The organism is Bradyrhizobium sp. AZCC 1588, from assembly GCF_036924735.1.
GTDB lineage: Bacteria > Pseudomonadota > Alphaproteobacteria > Rhizobiales > Xanthobacteraceae > Bradyrhizobium.
In genome coordinates, this window is sequence record NZ_JAZHSC010000001.1 from 6,507,396 (window position 1) to 6,524,265 (window position 16,870).

The following is a 16,870-nucleotide window of genomic DNA, read 5'->3' on the forward strand; positions in this document are numbered from 1 at the left end:
ATCGGCCCGGCTCTCATCCTTCGAGACGCGGCCAAGTGGCCGCTCCTCAGGATGAGGTGAGTTATTATGCTCAATTGTTCGCGCCCGTCACCTGCGCGAAGGCGGCCGCGTTGATGGAGGTGCCAATCTGGGATTCGATCTTGGTCACGTATTGCGCGATCTGTTCGTCGGTCAGGCCACGCTGCAACGTCTCCTTCAACTTCTTCAGCTCATCGGAGGCCATGTCGACCGGCGGCACCGTCACGTCGGTGACGCGCAACACGATCCACTCGCTGCCACCGGTGCCCGGCGTCTGCGCGACGCCGTCCTTGGGCGTCCGGAATGCGGCCGTGATGGCGGCGGAGGGCACGCCTGAAAGCGAGGCGTCGCGGCGGAAACCGGTCGCGGTCTCGACCTTCGCTCCGACTGCGGCCGCTTCGGCGGCGAGCGTGCCGCCTTGCTCGACCTTCTGCACCATCTCGGTTGCCTTCGCGCGCAACCTGCTCGAAATCTGGTCTTCGCGCCATTTTGCCTCGACCTGGCTGCGCACCTCGTCGAGCGGGCGGTCGCGCGAGGGCGTAATGCCAAGCACGTCGTACCAGACATAGCCGCCGGCAAACTGGATCGGTTCGTTGTCGACGCCGATATCGCTGTTGAAGGCCTGCGAAACCACGTCGAGGCCGCGCGGAATATTCGCCACCGGCTGGCCGTCGGGCGTGCGGCCGGAGCGATCGACGGCCTCGATCGTGACAGCGGTGAGGCCGAGCTTCTGCGAAGCCTCGACCACATTGGCGCCGCCGCTGCGCTCATCTTCCATCTTGTTCTGGATTTCGTTGACCTTGGCGCGCGCGCGTTCGGTCGCGATTTCCTTCTTCACCTGCGCTGCGACGCTTTCATAGGTCGGCGTCACACCTGGCTCGATCTTGCCGACCTTGACCAGCGCCACGCCGAAGCGGCCCTGCACCGGCTGGCTGACTTCGCCTGACTGCAGCGAGAACGCCGCATCCGCAATCGCCGGGTCGATGATCGCGTTCTTCGCGATCAGGCCGAGATCGACGTCGGCCAGATTGAGGTTGCGCTCCTTGGCGACGTCGTCGAACGACGTTCCCGACGTGATGCGGCTGCGCGCGGCCTGCGCTTCGCCTTCGTTGGGAAAAAACATCTGCGACACTTCGCGCTTTTCCGGCGTTCCGAGCTGGTCGCGGCGCTGCTCGAAGGCCTTCTTCGCATCCTCGTCGGAGACCTCGGTCCACTTGCCGATCTCTTCGGGGCTGATCACGACAAAGGACAGTTTGCGATACTCGGGCGCGCGGAACTGGGTTTTGTGATCCTCGAAATAGGCGGCCAGCGCCTCGGGCGAGGGCGGATCGATCGTGCCGGCCTGCGCCGCGTCGAGCCTGACGAATTCCATCGAGCGCTGCTCGTTCTGGAAGCGGGCGAGCGCCTCGATCAGGACCTTCGGCGGCTCAGCCCCGGCCGAGACGGCGCCGACGATCTGGCGCCGCAGCCCGACCCGCCGGCGTTCCGCCAGATAACGTTGCTCAGTATAGCCGAACTGCCTGATCGTGGCCTGGAAGCGAGCGGGATCGAATTTGCCGCCCAATCCCGCAAAATTCGGATCGCTGTAGATCTGCCGCATGGCTTCGTCCTGCGACTGGGCAAGCCCCATGCGCCGGGCTTCCTCATCCAGCGCAGCTTCGGCGATGGTCTGTTGCAGCACCTGCCGATCGAGCCCGAAGGTGCGGGCCTGTTCAGGGGTCAGCGGACGGCCGAAACTGCGGCCGAGCTGCTGCAGCTTTTCCGTGTAGATCTGGCGGAATTGCTCCGTCGAAATCTCGGTCTTGCCAATCGTGGCGAGCGACGACTGGCCAAATCCCTTGAAGATGTCGGCAATACCCCAAACTGCGAAACTGACAATCAAAACGCCCATCACGACGGCCATGACAACCTTGCCGAGCCAGTTTGATGAGGCTTTCCGAATTCCTCGAAGCATGGGTCCAACTTGTTTTTAAAGGAGAGGGGAACCGGGTCGTGCCCAAGGGAATTCGATCCGGGACCGAATTCCGCAACAAGGCGTCACCGAGTTGAAAACGCATCATAAAGTGGCCGCGCCCCCCTCGCAACCTCGCCCATGCGGGCTATTTGAAGCGGTTAATGGCCGCGGGGATCGCCCGACCGGTATCTGGAACTGGCGGCGTGGCTCTGCTAGCGCATCTGGAACGCTGATATTTGCGGGACAATCGACATGACCGATGCCATCCGGCCGCTGATCGCCGGCAACTGGAAAATGAACGGCCTGAAATCTTCCTTAGGTGAATTCGAAGCCATGATCGCCGGTGCCGGTGCGTTGGCCGGCAAGGCCGATCTGCTGGTCTGCCCTCCGGCCACCCTGATCGGCGGCTTTGCCGACAGGGCGCTCGGTTCAAAACTCACCGTCGGGGCGCAGGATTGCCATACCAAGGCCTCGGGCGCCCATACCGGCGATCTCTCGGCGGAAATGCTGGCGGATGCCGGCGCCAGTGCCATCATCGTTGGGCATTCGGAGCGGCGCGCCGACCATGCCGAGACCGACGCATTGGTCCGGCAGAAGGCGGAAGCGGCTTGGCGCGCGGGCCTGGTGGCGATCGTTTGCATCGGCGAGACCCAGAAGCAACGCGATGCCGGCCAGACGCTGGATGTCTGCGGCGGGCAACTCGCCGGTTCGTTGCCGGACGGCGCGACATCAGCCAATCTGGTGGTGGCCTATGAGCCGGTCTGGGCGATCGGCACCGGTCTGACGCCGACACCAAAAGATGTCGAACAAGTTCATCGCTTTATCCGCGATGTTCTTACCAGCCGATTTAAGGCGGAAGGCAGCAAGATCCGGATTCTCTATGGCGGATCGGTCAAGCCCTCGAACGCGGCCGAACTGATGGCGGTTGCCGATGTCAATGGCGCACTGGTCGGCGGCGCCAGCCTGAAAGCTGTGGACTTTCTGGCGATTGCGGAGGCCTGCTAACTTAGGCAGGTACGCCTTCCTGCAACCGCTTCCAGTAGATCAGCGTGCCCGTCAGCCCGCCATGGGGCTTAAACGCGTAGTCCGGAATCACGCCGGTTAGCTTGAATCCCATCCGCTCGTAGAGTCCTGCCGCGCCTTCGTCCTCGGCGGTGTCGAGCACCAACAACCAGCGCCCGCGCGCGATCGCCAATCGCTCGGCCTCGCGCAGCAGCGCTGTGGCGACGCCGCGATGGCGGTGACTGACGCGCGTCATCATCTTCGCGATCTCGGCGCGATGCGGCTGGTTCGGCGGAAGGTCGAGCAACAGCGTGACCGTCCCGATCAGCCCGTCCCCGTCAAAAGCGCCAAGAATGATCCGCTCGCCGCGACCAGCAGCGATGAGCGAGTTGGACCAGAACGCCTCGGCCGCCTTCTGTGACAGCGGATGCATGAAACTGACCGAGCCGCCGTTCGCCACGGTTTCGATCAGCAAATCACCGAGCATCGCGCAAATTTCGGGCGACGGGTTCAAGGCTTTGATCAGGATGTCCGACATCAGGATGAATTTCCGCAAGGTTCAGCTTCGAGGATTGGCGGCGCGCCGCGAGCGCGCCCGCTTGATCTCTGCAATCCGCTCGACATCCTCGACCTGCAGATGTCGCCCGCGTTCGAGAATTTCCAGCGTGTATTCTTCGTAGGTGAGGCCCAGCCGCTCGGCTTTCCGGATGCGGAACGCGACAATGCCGGGCGAGGGGTTGTGCCAGGCCGCGCGATGCGCCGCCTTCCAGTAAAAGTAATTGCCGATGCCGCCGTCGCCCCATTCAGGCCGGTGCTCATCCTCGAGCGGCGGCCCGCCATTGTGGCCGGCCGGAATCGGGTCGTTGGTGCTTGCAGGCTGGGTCGCGGCGTTGTTGCAAGCGATCTCCAGCATCGGCGTCAGCTCCGGGCAAGGGCAACGACGTAAGTGCAGGGCGCGGTGGTCTCGTTGGCGAACGTCGCTTCCGCCGGCGGACCGAATCCGAGGCAGTCGCCGGGTCCAAGTTCGTGGCGTTCGCCGCCATCGATGAGCACGAGGGAGCCCGACAACACCCAGAGGACCTGGCGGATGTGGGCGTAGGATGAGGCGGGCAGCGTCACGCGCTGCTTCGCCGGCATCTCGACCTTGATAATCTCAATGGGATGATCGGGCCGGTTGAACACCTGCCGGCGCAAATAGCCAGTCTCGGGATCGCGCCACACCGGCTGCTCGGCGGCGCGCGAAAGACGCCCGCCCTGGCCTTCGGCCCGCAGCATCAGGCCGGCGAGGGTGAGGTCGAAGGCGCTGGCGAGCCGAACCAGCACCACCGCGGTCGGGCTGACCTCGGCGCGTTCGATCTTGCTGATGGTGGCTTTTGAGACCCCGGAGCGTTCGGCGAGATCCGCCAGCGACCAGCCACGGCTATCGCGTTCGAGTCGCAGGCGGTGGGCGAGCCGGGCGCTGAGATCGTCTACTAAAGTATCCATTCGTCTATTATAAGAGAAATTGCCGCGATCTCAAGTACCGGATGCAAGCATCGGGCGGGAGGCGCGGGCGGCCTTGCCGTGGCGCCTGCGGCAATTATCTCCACGGCGGCGGTTGGGGGTGACAATGCCCCGTCCGATCGTGTAACACCGCGCAACTTCAGGAAAACCCGCAAGCTCTTGGTGCAGCCGAAGCCCGGCGCTCTTCGCTTGTGACGGAAGGTTTGAGATGCAGACCGTCATTATCGTCGTTCACCTCATGATCGTCGCCGTGCTGATCGGCGCCGTGCTGCTGCAGAAATCCGAAGGCGGCGGGCTCGGCATGGGCGGCGGCGCCGGCTTCATGTCGAGCCGCGGTACCGCCAATCTCCTGACGCGGACGACCGCCATTCTGGCGGGGCTTTTCTTCGTGACCAGCATGGCGCTGGCCTGGCTCGCCGGCGTCGACCGCAAGCCTGCTTCGATCCTCGGCACACCGACGACGCAGTCCCAGCCGGGTGGCGCAACGCCGGTCGCTCCGCCGACCTCCGGCGGCGTGCTCGATACGCTTAAGAAGGTGGATGAGCAGCAGGGCCAGTCCGGCCCGCAGGCGCCGCGTTCGCAATAAAGCAGGGTGGCTATGCAGGGCGGCCCTCTACCGTCCTGCATCAGATCTCCCCATTAATGCTCTGAAATCGCTTTAAAATTCACGTCACCCACAGCCCGGCAAAATGTTTGCCCGCGCATGCGATTCGTTTTGGAGAATCGGGGCAGTGGCCTTAAAGGTAGAATCCCATGGCGCGGTACATATTCATCACCGGCGGCGTGGTTTCTTCGCTCGGAAAGGGTCTGGCTTCGGCGGCACTCGGTGCCCTGCTGCAGGCTCGCGGGTACAAGGTCCGTCTCCGCAAACTCGACCCCTATCTCAATCTCGATCCCGGAACGATGTCGCCGTATCAGCACGGCGAAGTGTTCGTGACCGATGACGGCGCCGAGACCGATCTCGATCTCGGCCATTACGAGCGCTTCACCGGGCGTCCGGCCACCAAGGCCGACAACATCACCACCGGGCGCATCTACCAGGACATCATCACCAAGGAACGCCGCGGCGACTATCTCGGCGCCACCATCCAGGTCGTCCCGCACGTCACCAACGCGATCAAGGAATTCGTTCTCTCCGGTAATGATGAGTACGACTTCGTGCTGGTCGAGATCGGCGGCACCGTCGGCGACATCGAGGGCTTGCCGTTCTTCGAGGCGATCCGTCAGCTCAAGAACGAGTTGCCGCGCGATCACGCCGTCTACATTCATTTGACGCTGCTGCCCTACATTCCGAGCGCCGGCGAGTTGAAGACAAAACCGACCCAGCACTCGGTGAAGGAGCTGCGTTCGATCGGCATCCAGCCGGATATCCTGTTGTGCCGTACCGACCGCGAAATCCCGAAGGAAGAGCGGCGCAAGCTCGGCCTGTTCTGCAACGTGCGCGAAAGCGCCGTCATCGAGGCGAGGGACGTCGACAACATCTATGCCGTCCCTGAGGCCTATCACGCCGCCGGCCTCGACGACGAGGTGCTGGCCGCGTTCGGCATCGCGCCAAAGATTCCGCCGGCGCTGCAAAGCTGGAACGTCATCAACGAGCGCGTGCGTAACCCGGAAGGCGCGGTGACCATTGCCATCGTTGGCAAGTACACCGGCATGAAGGACGCCTACAAATCGCTGACCGAGGCGCTCTCCCATGGCGGCATCGCCAACAAGGTGAAGGTCAATCTCGACTGGATCGAGAGCGAGGTGTTCGAGAACGAAGACCCAACGCCGTTCCTCGAACATGTCAACGGCATTTTGGTGCCCGGCGGCTTCGGCCAGCGCGGCGCCGAGGGCAAGATCCGCGCCGCACAGTTCGCGCGCGAGCGCGACGTGCCGTATTTCGGCATCTGCTTCGGCATGCAGATGGCCGTGATCGAAGCCGCCCGCAATCTCGTAGGCATCGAGGAAGCCAACTCCACCGAGTTCGGCCCAACCAAAGAGCCGCTGGTCGGCCTGATGACGGAATGGCTGCGTGGCAACGAGTTGGAGAAGCGCTCGCAGTCGGGCGATCTCGGCGGCACCATGCGGCTGGGCGCTTACCCCGCGACGCTCAAGCGCGGCAGCCGCGTCTCGGCCGTCTATGGCGGCGCCACCGAGATTTCCGAGCGCCACCGCCACCGCTACGAGGTCAACACGGCGTACAAAGACCGCCTCGAACAGCACGGCCTGCGTTTCTCGGGACTATCGCCCGACGGAGTGCTGCCTGAAATCGTCGAATACGAGGACCATCCTTGGTTCATCGGCGTGCAATTCCATCCCGAACTGAAGTCACGGCCGTTTGAGCCGCATCCCCTGTTTGCGTCGTTCATTCAGGCGGCGGTGGTGCAGAGCCGGTTGGTGTAGTCCCTTCACCCGCCCCTTGAGGGGGCGGGTCGGCACGCATCGCAAGATGCGTGACGGGGCGGGGTGACGGTCTATCAACATGGACGCTGTCGGACGTGGAGAGACCGTCACCCCGCCCCGTCTCACATTACGCTGCGCTCCATGTGAGCCGACCCGCCCCCTCAAGGGGCGGGTGAAGTGGAGTGGCCTTTGACGAACGCGTCAATTGTTGCGACAAACCGCTCCCGTAAAAACAACAACCCTTGGGAGCCAAGCCGATGATCATGGAAATGCGCGTCTATCGCTGCCTGCCGGGCCGCCTGCCGGCGCTGATGAAGCGGTTCGATACGCTGACGCTGAAACTGTGGGACAAGCACGGCATCAAGCAGGCCGGCTTCTATACGACGCTGATCGGCACCTCCAACCAGGAACTGACCTATTTCGTCGCCTGGGACTCGCTTGCCGACCGCGAGAAGAAATGGACCGCGTTCCAGTCCGATCCCGACTGGATCGCCGGCCGCGCCAAGAGCGAGGAGGACGGGCAGATCATCGACAACATCGTCAGCCAGCTCCTGGTGCCGACGGCGTTCTCCGCGGTAAAATAGCTGCCGCAATCCTGATATTCAGGGATTAAACGGGGTTGATCCTGAAAGCGCGGACCGGCATGGTCCCGCGCCAGCAGAAGGAAAATCCCTTGAACGCGAATCTCAAAGCAGCCCCGGTAGTCTCGGTCGGCAATGTCAAATTCGGCAACGACCTGCCGATCTCGATCATTGCCGGACCTTGCGCACTGGAGAGCCGCGCCCACGCGCTTGAAGTGGCCGGTGCGCTGAAAGAGATCGCCGGCCGCCTCGGAATCGGTCTTGTCTACAAGTCCTCCTTCGACAAGGCGAACCGGACCTCCGGCTCCGCCGGACGTGGCGTCGGTCTGACGCAGGCGTTGCCGGTCTTCGCCGAGATACGTTCCTCGCTCGGTCTTCCCGTGATCACCGACGTGCATGAACCCGCACAATGCGCCGAAGCCGCGCAGGCGGTCGACATATTGCAGATCCCCGCGTTCCTGTGCCGGCAGACCGATCTCCTGCTTGCTGCCGCGGCGACCGGCAAGGCCGTCAACGTCAAGAAGGGCCAGTTCCTCGCGCCTTGGGAAATGACCAACGTCGTTGCCAAGATCACCGGCGGCGGCAATCCCAATGTGCTGGTCACCGAACGCGGCGCGTCGTTCGGCTACAACACGCTGGTGTCCGACATGCGCGCGCTGCCGATCATGGCGCAAACAGGCGCGCCGGTGATCTTCGACGCCACCCATTCGGTGCAGCAGCCCGGAGGGAAGGGCACCTCATCCGGCGGCCAGCGCGAATTCGTGCCGGTGCTGGCGCGCGCGGCGGTCGCGGTTGGTGTCGCCGGCGTGTTCATCGAGACCCATCCCGATCCCGATCGCGCGCCCTCGGATGGCCCCAACATGGTGCCGCTGCGCGAGTTCGAGGCGCTGGTGAAAACGCTGATGGAGTTCGACGCGCTGTCCAAGCGCGGAACTCGCCAGTGAGGCAGGCCGCGCCATGAGCGCCGCCAGCGGCATGCCGCCGGCGCTCAACATCATTGCGCTCGCGACCTTTTCGGCAGCCCTGTCTGCCCGCGCGCTCGATCCGGTGTTGCCGCATGTGGCCGAGGATTTTTCGGTCAGCATCGCCACAGCCGCGAGTTTCGCCGCCGCCTTCGCCTTCACCTTTGCCATCATCCAGCCGGTGCTCGGCGCCTTCGCCGACATTTTCGGCAAGGCGCGACTGATGATCGTCTGCCTGGCGTTGCTCGGCTTCGCCAACATTCTCGGCGCGATGGCGACCTCGTTCCCGCTGTTGTTTGCGAGCCGAATTCTGGCCGGCATCGGTTCGGGCGGCGTGTTTCCGATCGCGCTGGGGCTAACCAGCGATCTCGTTGGTGCCGAGAAGCGTCAGGTCGCGATCGGGCGTACGCTGGCTGGCGCCATGACCGGCAATCTTCTGGGCGCCACGGTGTCCGGCCTGATCGGCGATTTCCTCGGCTGGCGCGGCGTGCTGGCTGTGCTCGGTGGGATCGTCGTGCTGGCCTCGATCGTGGTTGCGATCGGATTTCGCGGCGCGGCGCTGACACATCCGCCTCGGACCAGCCTGTCAGCCCTCAAACAGGGCTATCGCACGATTTTCACCAACCCGAACGCGCGCATCTGCTACTCGGCCGTCTTTATCGAAGGCTGCTGCGTGCTCGGTCTGTTTCCGTTCATTGCCGCCTTTCTGTTCGAGCTCGGACAAACCTCGCTGTCGATCGCGGGTGTCGTCATCGCGGGCTTTGCGGTCGGCGGCCTGTTCTACACCATGACCGTGTCGCGGCTTCTGCCGAAGATTGGTGTGAATGGGATGATGATCGGAGGAGCGACGCTGGTCGGTGTCCAGCTCATCGCGGTCGCGATGGGGCCGGAATGGAAGTTGCAAACGCTCAGCCTGATCTTCATGGGCTGGGGATTCTACATGATCCACGGCAGTCTGCAGGTATTCGCCAGCGAATTGTCGGCAGAGGCGCGCGCGACCGCGCTGTCGTTGCACGCGTTCTTTTTCTTCATGGGGCAGACCGTCGGCCCGATCGCCTACGGTTTCGGCATCCAGCATGCCGGCAAGGTCCCGACCTTGCTCACGGCGGCGGCGGTGATGATCGCGCTGGGCTTCATTTGCGCGAAGCTGTTGCGTCAGACGCGACCCGCCGACGCGGCGGTGTAGCCCACCGCAGGGCGTGACGTGTGCGGTGGTCGGCCGCAGCGGCCGTCCGGTTCAAGGATGGAGGTGGGATCAACTCGCCGCCGCGGCCACGTTCGGCGCTTGCCAAGTTCCCACATTGTGCCAAGATTGAGGTGGTCGGCCGACGCCGTGCGTTGGCCCGTTGTGAGGGAGGACTGGTGTGAGCGAGCCGCTTCACCCTAACGCGCCGCATCATCTGCCGTCCTTCATCACTGCACCGGGCGATACCGATGTGCTGATGGTTGTGGTCGGCATCATCCTCATTGCCGCCGTGCTGGCAGTCGGTAACATCTATCTGCGCCTGCACACGCTGCCGGAGCGAATGGCGCACAAGTCGCAGAAGCTCCAGTTCGAGATCGTGGCGGTCCTGGGTTTGCTGGCGCTTTTCACGCACATGCACCTGTTCTGGGTGGCGGGCTTGATCCTTGCGATGATCGACCTGCCGGATTTCAGCACGCCGCTGCGCAGGATTGCGGGGTCGGTCGAGAAGATGGCTGGCGTTCCGCCCGAACAGAACCCGACCGAGCCGCCTATTGGAGACGCGACGCACGCTGCCGCGTCCGATGACGCCAAGGCCCGTATCGAGAAGGCCGCTGGCGCCAAGAGCGAGGTGCACAGCCATGCTTGAGCTGCTCCTCTGCTCGCTGCTGACCATCTTACCCGATTATCTCTATCGGCGTTACCGGCAGGGCAAACGCCTCGGTCACGAGATCACGCTCTATTCGGTGTGGTTCGAACTGCGATGGGGCATCATCTCCTGTCTGATGCTCACGGTCGCGTTGATTACGATGATCTTCTACTATCATCCGTCGACCAGTTCGGCGACGTTGTTCTACCGGACCGTTCCGATCGTTCCCGAAGTCACCGGCCGGGTGGCCGAGGTGAAGGTCGACGTCAGCGCGCCCGTCAAGAAGGGCGATGTGCTGTTCAGGCTCGACAGCGCCAAGCAGGAAGCGTCCCTGCAGACCGCGCGGCGCAAGATTGCCGAAGTGGATGCGGCGATGCTGTCGGCGCAGGCCGATATTCTCAAGGCGGAAGGCCAGCTTCAGGAAGCAAAGGGCGCGCTGCAGCAGGCAACAGACGAACTCGACACCAAACGCGAGCTGCAGAAGCGCAACCCCGGCATCGTGCCGCAACGCGACATCGAAAAGCTCGAGGTGGCCGCCGCGGGCCGGCAGGGCACGCTCGACGCCGCGACCGCTTCCAAACAATCCGCGATGACGCGGTTGAGCGCGCTTCTCCCGGCGGAGAAGGCAAGCGCGGAGGCCGCTCTAGCCGAAGCGCAGGTCGATCTCGACAGGACCGTTATTCGCGCCGGTGTCGATGGGCGGGTCGAGCAGTTCGCGCTCAGGCCGGGCGATATCGTCAATCCGATGATACGGTCGGCCGGCGTCCTGATTCCGGAGGGCGCGGGACGACGCGCGCTTCTGGCAGGGTTCGGACAAATCGAAGCGCAGGTCATGAAGGTCGGAATGGTGGCTGAGGCCACCTGCATTTCCAAGCCGTGGGCGATCATTCCGATGGTCGTGACCAACGTCCAGGACTACATCGCGGCAGGGCAGTTCAGGGGCGGCGAGCAATTGGTCGAAGCGCAGCAGGTCGTGCGCCCGGGCACGATCCTCGTCTACATGGAGCCGATCTTCCAGGGCGGGCTGGAGGGCGTGACGCCGGGCAGCAGTTGCGTTGCCAATGCCTATACCAGCAACCACGAGCGGATCGCCTCGGGCCAAGTCGGCGGCTTCAAGAGCTTTGCGCTGCACGTCGTCGATGCCACCGGTCTCGTGCACGCCATGCTGCTGCGCATTCAGGCGCTGATGTTGCCGGTCAAGACGCTGGTGCTGAGCGGCCACTGAGAGAGGCGGCCGACCTTTTGGTCGATTGCCGGGAGGATGCTGCCCTGCTCAGCCGCGTGCAGCGCGAACCATCGTCACCCCGTACAATGCTCGACTTCTGTCCGGCTTCGGTCGCGGCACCACCGACTAGCTAGACGCAAGTGAAACATACGCAGCTGGTTGTCCGTTTAGCGTTACAATCTGAAAGCCCTAAAATGTAAGAAAAACGGGACTCGCCCGCGGCCATATCTTTTGGAGCGGCTGTATGCTTGGGAGTCTGTGATAAAGATTGCCGGTGGACCGCCGAAGCAAGTGCAGTTGTTGACTTTGTTTTATACTGGTACCAGCGATGATTGTCCGAGAACGTTTTCGCGGCCTTTTCCAGAAGTACTTGCTCGTGCTGTTTATGGCCGTCGCGATTCCGCTCGCGATTAACGGTGTTGTCGAAGCCTGGTTCGGCTATCGCGACCAGCGAGCAAGGCTTGATCAGTTGCTTGGCGTTCAAGCAACGTCTGCCGCAGCCGAAATCCATGATTTCATCTACGGTATCACAAACCAGCTCGGCTGGTTGGTTCAGGTTCCCTGGAGCGACGAGCCCGACGAGCGACGGCGGACCGAGGCGCTACGCTTGTTTCGGCAGGCGCCTGCGATCGTCAGTCTCGCGCTCATCGACAACAGGGGCCTGGAGCGCCTCTATGTTTCACGGATCGGGCTCAATCGAATTGAAAGCCGCACAGACCGATCCGCTGATCCCGCGGTAATTGGCGCCCGCTCGGGACAAGTCTGGTTTAGCGACGTAAGATACCATCGAGGCTCCGAACCACACCTGACGGTCGCGGTTGCTGGTAATCGACCATCGGTCGGAGTAGTTATCGCAGAAGTCAATCTCAAGCTGATCTGGGATGTGATTTCAGCGATAAAGGTGGGAAAGACCGGCTTCGCGTTCGTTTTGGACCGACCGGGTCGGCTCATTGCTCATCCCGACATCAGCCTCGTCCTCCGTGGGGCAGAAGAAGCAACCTCCAAGCCGTTTCGCACCATACGCGACGCAATCGGGCCCGTGGGGACCGGCTTCGCGACAAGCCGAGATGTCCACGGCCATGAGGTTGCCGCCGTCGCGGCTCCCGTTGCGGGTCCCGATTGGACTGTCGTCGTCGAACAGCCGCTAGCTGAAGCCTACGCACCGATCTATGCCGTCTTGTGGCGAACCGTGGCGCTCCTCGCGGGGGGCACAATGCTGGCCGCGTTGCTTGCCTATGCACTGGCGCACCGGATGACCGAACCAATAAGGGTTCTCGAGGAAGGGACTGAGAAGATCGGGGTTGGGTCTTTCGACCACCGCATTTCCATCGAGACCGGCGACGAGTTTCAGCGTCTGGCAAACAGCTTTAACAAGATGGCTGCCGAGTTGGCGCTGGGGCAGGAGCACCAGGAACGCATAGCGAAGCTCAAGCGATTTCTCGCACCGCAGGTGGCCGACCTCGTCGATCGAGCGGGCGACGACAGTGTATTGGACGGGCGCCGCGCAGAGGTCGTCGTTATATTTTGCGACTTGCGAGGCTTCACCGCATTTTCCGCAGCACTTGCACCCGAGGAAGTCATGAACGTGCTGTCGGAGTACTATGAGGCGCTTGGCAGAGCCATTACGCAATTTGAGGCGACACTCATCAGTTTCTCGGGAGACGGCCTTATGGTTCTCGTGAACGCTCCCGTGCCCGTTGAAGAACCGGCACTAAGGGCTGTCGATCTGGCCGTTGAGATGCAGAAGACCGTGCAACGACTCATCGCCGGCTGGCGATCGCGAGGCTACCAGGTTGGGTTCGGGATTGGTCTTGCCAGTGGGGCAGCAACGGTTGGACGGATCGGATACGCGAACCGGTTCGATTACACCGCCATCGGCAGTGTGGTAAATCTAGCGGCCCGCCTATGCGCATCTGCCGCAGATCGGGAAATCCTGATAGACTCCGAACTCGCCGAACGTGTTAGGGGCAAGCGATTCCTGGTCGAACTTGGGGACCGCCAAATCAAGGGATTTGACGAGGCTATTCCGGTATTCGGAATTTCCTTCGATACACCCATAGCCGACGGCAAGCTGCGGCCGCCTGGCTGAATCCGTTCGCGACTAAGTCAGCGTCGCGGGATATGCTGGGATCAACGGCCGACGGACCGCCCATTGGGTGAATGGTATGAAGAGTGCCAACTTCAATGCAACAGCGTGGCGCAGATGCGTCAGTCGGCGAGACTTTCTCTCGTTGATGGCGGGCGCCGCCACGTGGACAACCTCGCTACACGCGCAAAAACGGGCGATGCCGGTCATCGGCTATCTTTGCGCGGAATCTCCGGAGCTGTTTGCCAGTCGACTCAAAGCTTTTCACCAAGGACTTGGCGAAGCCGGCTTTGTCGAAGGCCGTAATGTTACCATTCTCTATCAGTGGGCCGGAGGGCAATACACGCAATTGCCTGCCTTGGCTGCCAACTTGGTCGCCCGCAATGTCGACGTCGTCGTCGCGCCCGGCGGCGCGCAGGTTGCGCTCGCCGTGAAAGCCGTCGGCGCGAATAATGCAATCGTCTTTGAGATGGGGGGCGACCCTGTTCAGTTAGGTGTCGTGGACAGCTTGCGGCGGCCGGGCGTCAATATCACGGGGGTTTCGAGCCTGAGCGTCGACGTGTCGCCGAAGCGGCTTGAGTTGATGCATGAATTACTGCCGACCGCAGCAAAATTGGCGGTGGTCGCCAACCCCACAAGTCCAACCGCCAATTCACAATTGCAGAAGCTACGCTCGGCTGCCGAAACCCTGGGAGTGCATCTACAGGTGTTGAACGCAAGTAATGAAAGGGAGTTCGAGCCTATTTTCTCCACCACAGCTCAGGAAGCGGGTGGGCTCGTCTTTACCTCGGACCCTTATTTCGCATTTCGCAGTAGAGAGCTGGCCGAGCTCGCGATGAAATATCGCGTGCCCGCAATTACCCAATCCCGAGACTTCCCTGCCGCAGGCGGCTTGATGAGCTATGGGGGAGACTTTGCGCAATCGCATCGACGCGCGGGCATGTATGTCGGGCGCATCCTCAAAGGCGAGAAGCCCTCCGATCTTCCGGTCCAGCTTGTCACCAAGGTGGAGTTCATCATCAACGTTAAGGCCGCCAAGTTACTTGGACGAGAATTTTCGCCTTCACTCGTCAGCGGCGCTGATGAAGTAATTGAGTAAGAGATCTATTCGGCCGCTTTGCGAACTGCCGACGAGTTCTCGCAGTCGGATTAGAGGCCAAGCGTGATCTCGGCCCAGCGCATCACAGTGCTGCCATTGAGAAACTCGATCACGCTGGGTTCGACAGCTGCCGGCTCGTTGTGGCCGAGCACAGCGGTCGCAGCGATCATGTCGCAGCGTTCCCTGAAAACGACCGAGATCGCCGTCTTGCCAGACGGGTTGCGAGCGTTGAGCGTGTAAGCGCGGCTGCGACCTTCCATCCACGCAATTCTGATTGGACGGCTGGTGCCGAGCGGCGAGACCTCGCCGACGAGAACAAGATCTCCCATGCGGTCCACATCGTCGTCATCGGCTATCCCAGTCGTGCAATTGCAAAAGCCGATCTTGGCACGCAGATAAATGTTCACCTCGGCGCCGCAATCCGCCGCCTTACAGCGGAAGGCCTTTCCCTTCCCAAAGGGATCGCTGGGGAAGGGCCAAGCCATCTCGGTCCATACCGGCGCGGTCGCAGTCGCGGCCGCGTTCTGTGGCAGACCAGACCATGCCAGCATCGCGGCCAGCACAGTTCCCAGCGACGCTGCTACAATGGCGACACGACCTACCGCCTTCATGGCACCACCGCTGGTTGGACTAGTTGCTGGCGAGATACTTCTTCGCCGCCACGACGTCTGGCCGTTCCGTGTCGGCATTCGCCGTCAGCGCCACGAGTTGCTGATAGTTGTCTCGCGCCACAACCTTGTCATCGAGCCGGTCGGCTGCCTTGGCGGCGCCTGCGTAGCCTTGGAGACGGTTCGGCTCCTTGGCCTTGGTGGCCTCGAAGGCCGCAAGCGCCTCCTTGGCCATGCCGCGATCGAGCAGCATGAAGCCGTAAAGCTCGCGCGCCGGCGCCAGCGGGCCTGGCGTGATCACATGCTTTTCGGTCTTGTCCTCGGCCTCCGCTGCAGCGCTCATGGCCTTGAGCGCTTCGTCGTATTTGCCCTCGGAGTGAAGTACCCAGGCAACGGCCACCTGATGCTGGATATCGACGATCCCCGACCAATAATTATCCTTGGCTTCGCGCAACTTGTCGCGCAATTCTGCGAGCTTTTGGACGTCGGCCCTCGCGGCCTCCGGCTTGCCAGAGCGCGCGGCGCCGAGCGCGCGGGCGAAGTGCGAGATGGCCATCGCGAAGTTCAAGCCGCTCGGCCTGACAGACAGTTGCGAGGCGGCGTCCCAGTCGCCGCGCTCGATCGCATAACGAGCTGGCGACGCCGCCAGCGCGTAGTCGGCCGCCGCGACTGTGGCCTTGAAGTCGGTCTCTCTTGCCATGTCGTTCATGACGGCGCGCGCCTGCTGATCTTGGGCAAGTTGAAGGTGGGCGTAAACCATATAGTCCTGCGCGTGCAGATAATTGCCCACCGACTTCTCGGCCTTGGCTGCCTTTACGGAGGCGACGTTGGAGGCGATCGATTCCTTCCAGTATCCGACGCGGGTGTAGATGTGCGACGGCATGTGCTGGGCGTGCGGCGCTGCCGGCGCGATCTTGGCGTACCGGTTGGCGGCGTCGAGACCTTTTTGTGCGGTCGCCGGATAGTCGTAGAGATGGATCAGGTAGTGCGTTACGCCCGGATGCTGCGGCAGCCGCACGGACATTGGCTCAAGAATTGCGGCGCCCTTGGCCTGCTGGGCGTATGTCTTGTCGTTCAGGTCCGCCGACGTGTTGAGCGTGATGGCGTAGGCGATCTGAGCCTCGTCGTCATCAGGATATTTCGCTGCGACTTTAGCTTGCGCATCCCGCAAGGCGCGCATGCGCTGGACGTGGGGAATTTTGTCGTAGTCCGCGTACATCACCATAAGGGCATCAATGTAGTCGCGTTCGCGCTCGGTCTTGGCCCCGATTTCCTTGGCCTTCGTGATAGCGGCAAGGCCGGGCGCGAGATTCGGCCGCGGGATTGCGGCATGCGGGTTGTCCATCAGCGTGAGCGCAATGCCCCAATATCCCATGGCACATGTGGGGTCAGCCTTGATGACCTCCTCAAAGATCTCTTTGGCGTTGGCGTACCAATAGGAGTGCTGATAGCGCATCGCACGATCGAAGCGACGCTGCGCCACCTCGTTGCAAGAGGTTTCAAAATGCACTTGACCGAGCTGCTGATCCACATCGTCTTGCGCAAGCAGCGGCTGGGATGCCGATAGGCTAAGAGCTGCGACGGCAACCCCGAGGAGAGACTTCCGCATGGCCTT

The 16,870-nt window shown here is 62.5% G+C and carries 16 protein-coding genes; 10 read left to right on the forward strand and 6 right to left on the reverse strand.

Annotation, left to right across the window (positions count from 1 at the left end; translation table 11 throughout):
- Positions 1-70 precede the first annotated feature (70 nt).
- Entirely contained in the window at positions 71-1,972 is a 1,902-nt protein-coding gene (locus V1277_RS30280; RefSeq protein ID WP_334419404.1) for a peptidylprolyl isomerase, read from the reverse strand.
- A 252-nt stretch (positions 1,973-2,224) separates the two neighbouring features.
- On the opposite strand from V1277_RS30280, the gene tpiA reads away from it, so the two are divergent.
- Positions 2,225-2,977 carry a triose-phosphate isomerase gene (gene tpiA, locus V1277_RS30285; protein ID WP_334419405.1) on the forward strand — a complete coding sequence of 251 codons (753 nt, stop codon included), beginning with the start codon at positions 2,225-2,227 and terminating at the stop codon, positions 2,975-2,977.
- A gap of 1 nt (position 2,978) precedes the next feature.
- On the opposite strand, the gene V1277_RS30290 is transcribed toward tpiA, so the two are convergent.
- From V1277_RS30290 to V1277_RS30300, 3 genes are read right to left on the reverse strand one after another with little or no spacing between them, the layout of a single operon-like run.
- Entirely contained in the window at positions 2,979-3,512 is a 534-nt protein-coding gene (locus V1277_RS30290) for a GNAT family N-acetyltransferase (protein WP_334420493.1), read from the reverse strand.
- A 21-nt stretch (positions 3,513-3,533) separates the two neighbouring features.
- A complete protein-coding gene (locus V1277_RS30295) occupies positions 3,534-3,887 on the reverse strand; it encodes a hypothetical protein (protein WP_334375172.1) in 354 nt (117 codons plus the stop codon).
- Between the two features lie 5 nt (positions 3,888-3,892).
- The gene (locus V1277_RS30300; protein ID WP_334419406.1) at positions 3,893-4,459 is read right to left on the reverse strand and encodes a helix-turn-helix domain-containing protein; all 567 of its coding nucleotides are present in this window, start codon (positions 4,457-4,459) and stop codon (positions 3,893-3,895) included.
- A gap of 226 nt (positions 4,460-4,685) precedes the next feature.
- Here V1277_RS30300 and secG point away from each other — a divergent pair, with 226 nt between their 5' ends.
- The 9 genes from secG (at position 4,686) to V1277_RS30345 (ending at position 14,647) form a co-directional block, all read left to right on the forward strand.
- Positions 4,686-5,063 (forward strand): preprotein translocase subunit SecG, encoded by a 378-nt coding sequence (gene secG / locus V1277_RS30305; RefSeq protein ID WP_334375174.1) that lies wholly within the window; start codon positions 4,686-4,688, stop codon positions 5,061-5,063.
- A 167-nt stretch (positions 5,064-5,230) separates the two neighbouring features.
- Complete coding sequence (locus V1277_RS30310; RefSeq protein WP_334375175.1) at positions 5,231-6,862, forward strand: CTP synthase; 1,632 nt, start codon at positions 5,231-5,233, stop codon at positions 6,860-6,862.
- Between the two features lie 257 nt (positions 6,863-7,119).
- Entirely contained in the window at positions 7,120-7,446 is a 327-nt protein-coding gene (locus V1277_RS30315) for an NIPSNAP family protein (protein ID WP_057834587.1), read from the forward strand.
- Between the two features lie 89 nt (positions 7,447-7,535).
- On the forward strand, positions 7,536-8,387 hold the full coding sequence (gene kdsA, locus V1277_RS30320) for a 3-deoxy-8-phosphooctulonate synthase (protein WP_334419407.1): 852 nt from the start codon (positions 7,536-7,538) through the stop codon (positions 8,385-8,387).
- Between the two features lie 13 nt (positions 8,388-8,400).
- Entirely contained in the window at positions 8,401-9,591 is a 1,191-nt protein-coding gene (locus tag V1277_RS30325) for an MFS transporter (protein ID WP_334419408.1), read from the forward strand.
- A gap of 178 nt (positions 9,592-9,769) precedes the next feature.
- Positions 9,770-10,237, forward strand: a complete 468-nt coding sequence (locus V1277_RS30330) for a hypothetical protein (RefSeq protein WP_334375178.1) — start codon at positions 9,770-9,772, stop codon at positions 10,235-10,237.
- Entirely contained in the window at positions 10,230-11,462 is a 1,233-nt protein-coding gene (locus tag V1277_RS30335) for an HlyD family secretion protein (RefSeq protein WP_334375179.1), read from the forward strand. Before V1277_RS30330 ends, V1277_RS30335 begins: the two co-directional genes overlap by 8 nt.
- A gap of 328 nt (positions 11,463-11,790) precedes the next feature.
- Positions 11,791-13,551, forward strand: a complete 1,761-nt coding sequence (locus V1277_RS30340) for an adenylate/guanylate cyclase domain-containing protein (RefSeq protein ID WP_334419409.1) — start codon at positions 11,791-11,793, stop codon at positions 13,549-13,551.
- A gap of 145 nt (positions 13,552-13,696) precedes the next feature.
- Positions 13,697-14,647, forward strand: a complete 951-nt coding sequence (locus V1277_RS30345; protein WP_334420494.1) for an ABC transporter substrate-binding protein — start codon at positions 13,697-13,699, stop codon at positions 14,645-14,647.
- Positions 14,648-14,697: 50 nt separating this feature from the next.
- Here V1277_RS30345 and V1277_RS30350 read toward each other — a convergent pair whose 3' ends face one another.
- Together V1277_RS30350 and V1277_RS30355 are read right to left on the reverse strand one after the other, a co-directional pair.
- Positions 14,698-15,210: a hypothetical protein gene (locus tag V1277_RS30350; protein WP_334419410.1), complete on the reverse strand. Its 513-nt coding sequence runs from the start codon at positions 15,208-15,210 to the stop codon at positions 14,698-14,700.
- 67 nt (positions 15,211-15,277) lie between these two features.
- Positions 15,278-16,864: a tetratricopeptide repeat protein gene (locus V1277_RS30355; protein WP_334419411.1), complete on the reverse strand. Its 1,587-nt coding sequence runs from the start codon at positions 16,862-16,864 to the stop codon at positions 15,278-15,280.
- Positions 16,865-16,870: the final 6 nt, after the last annotated feature.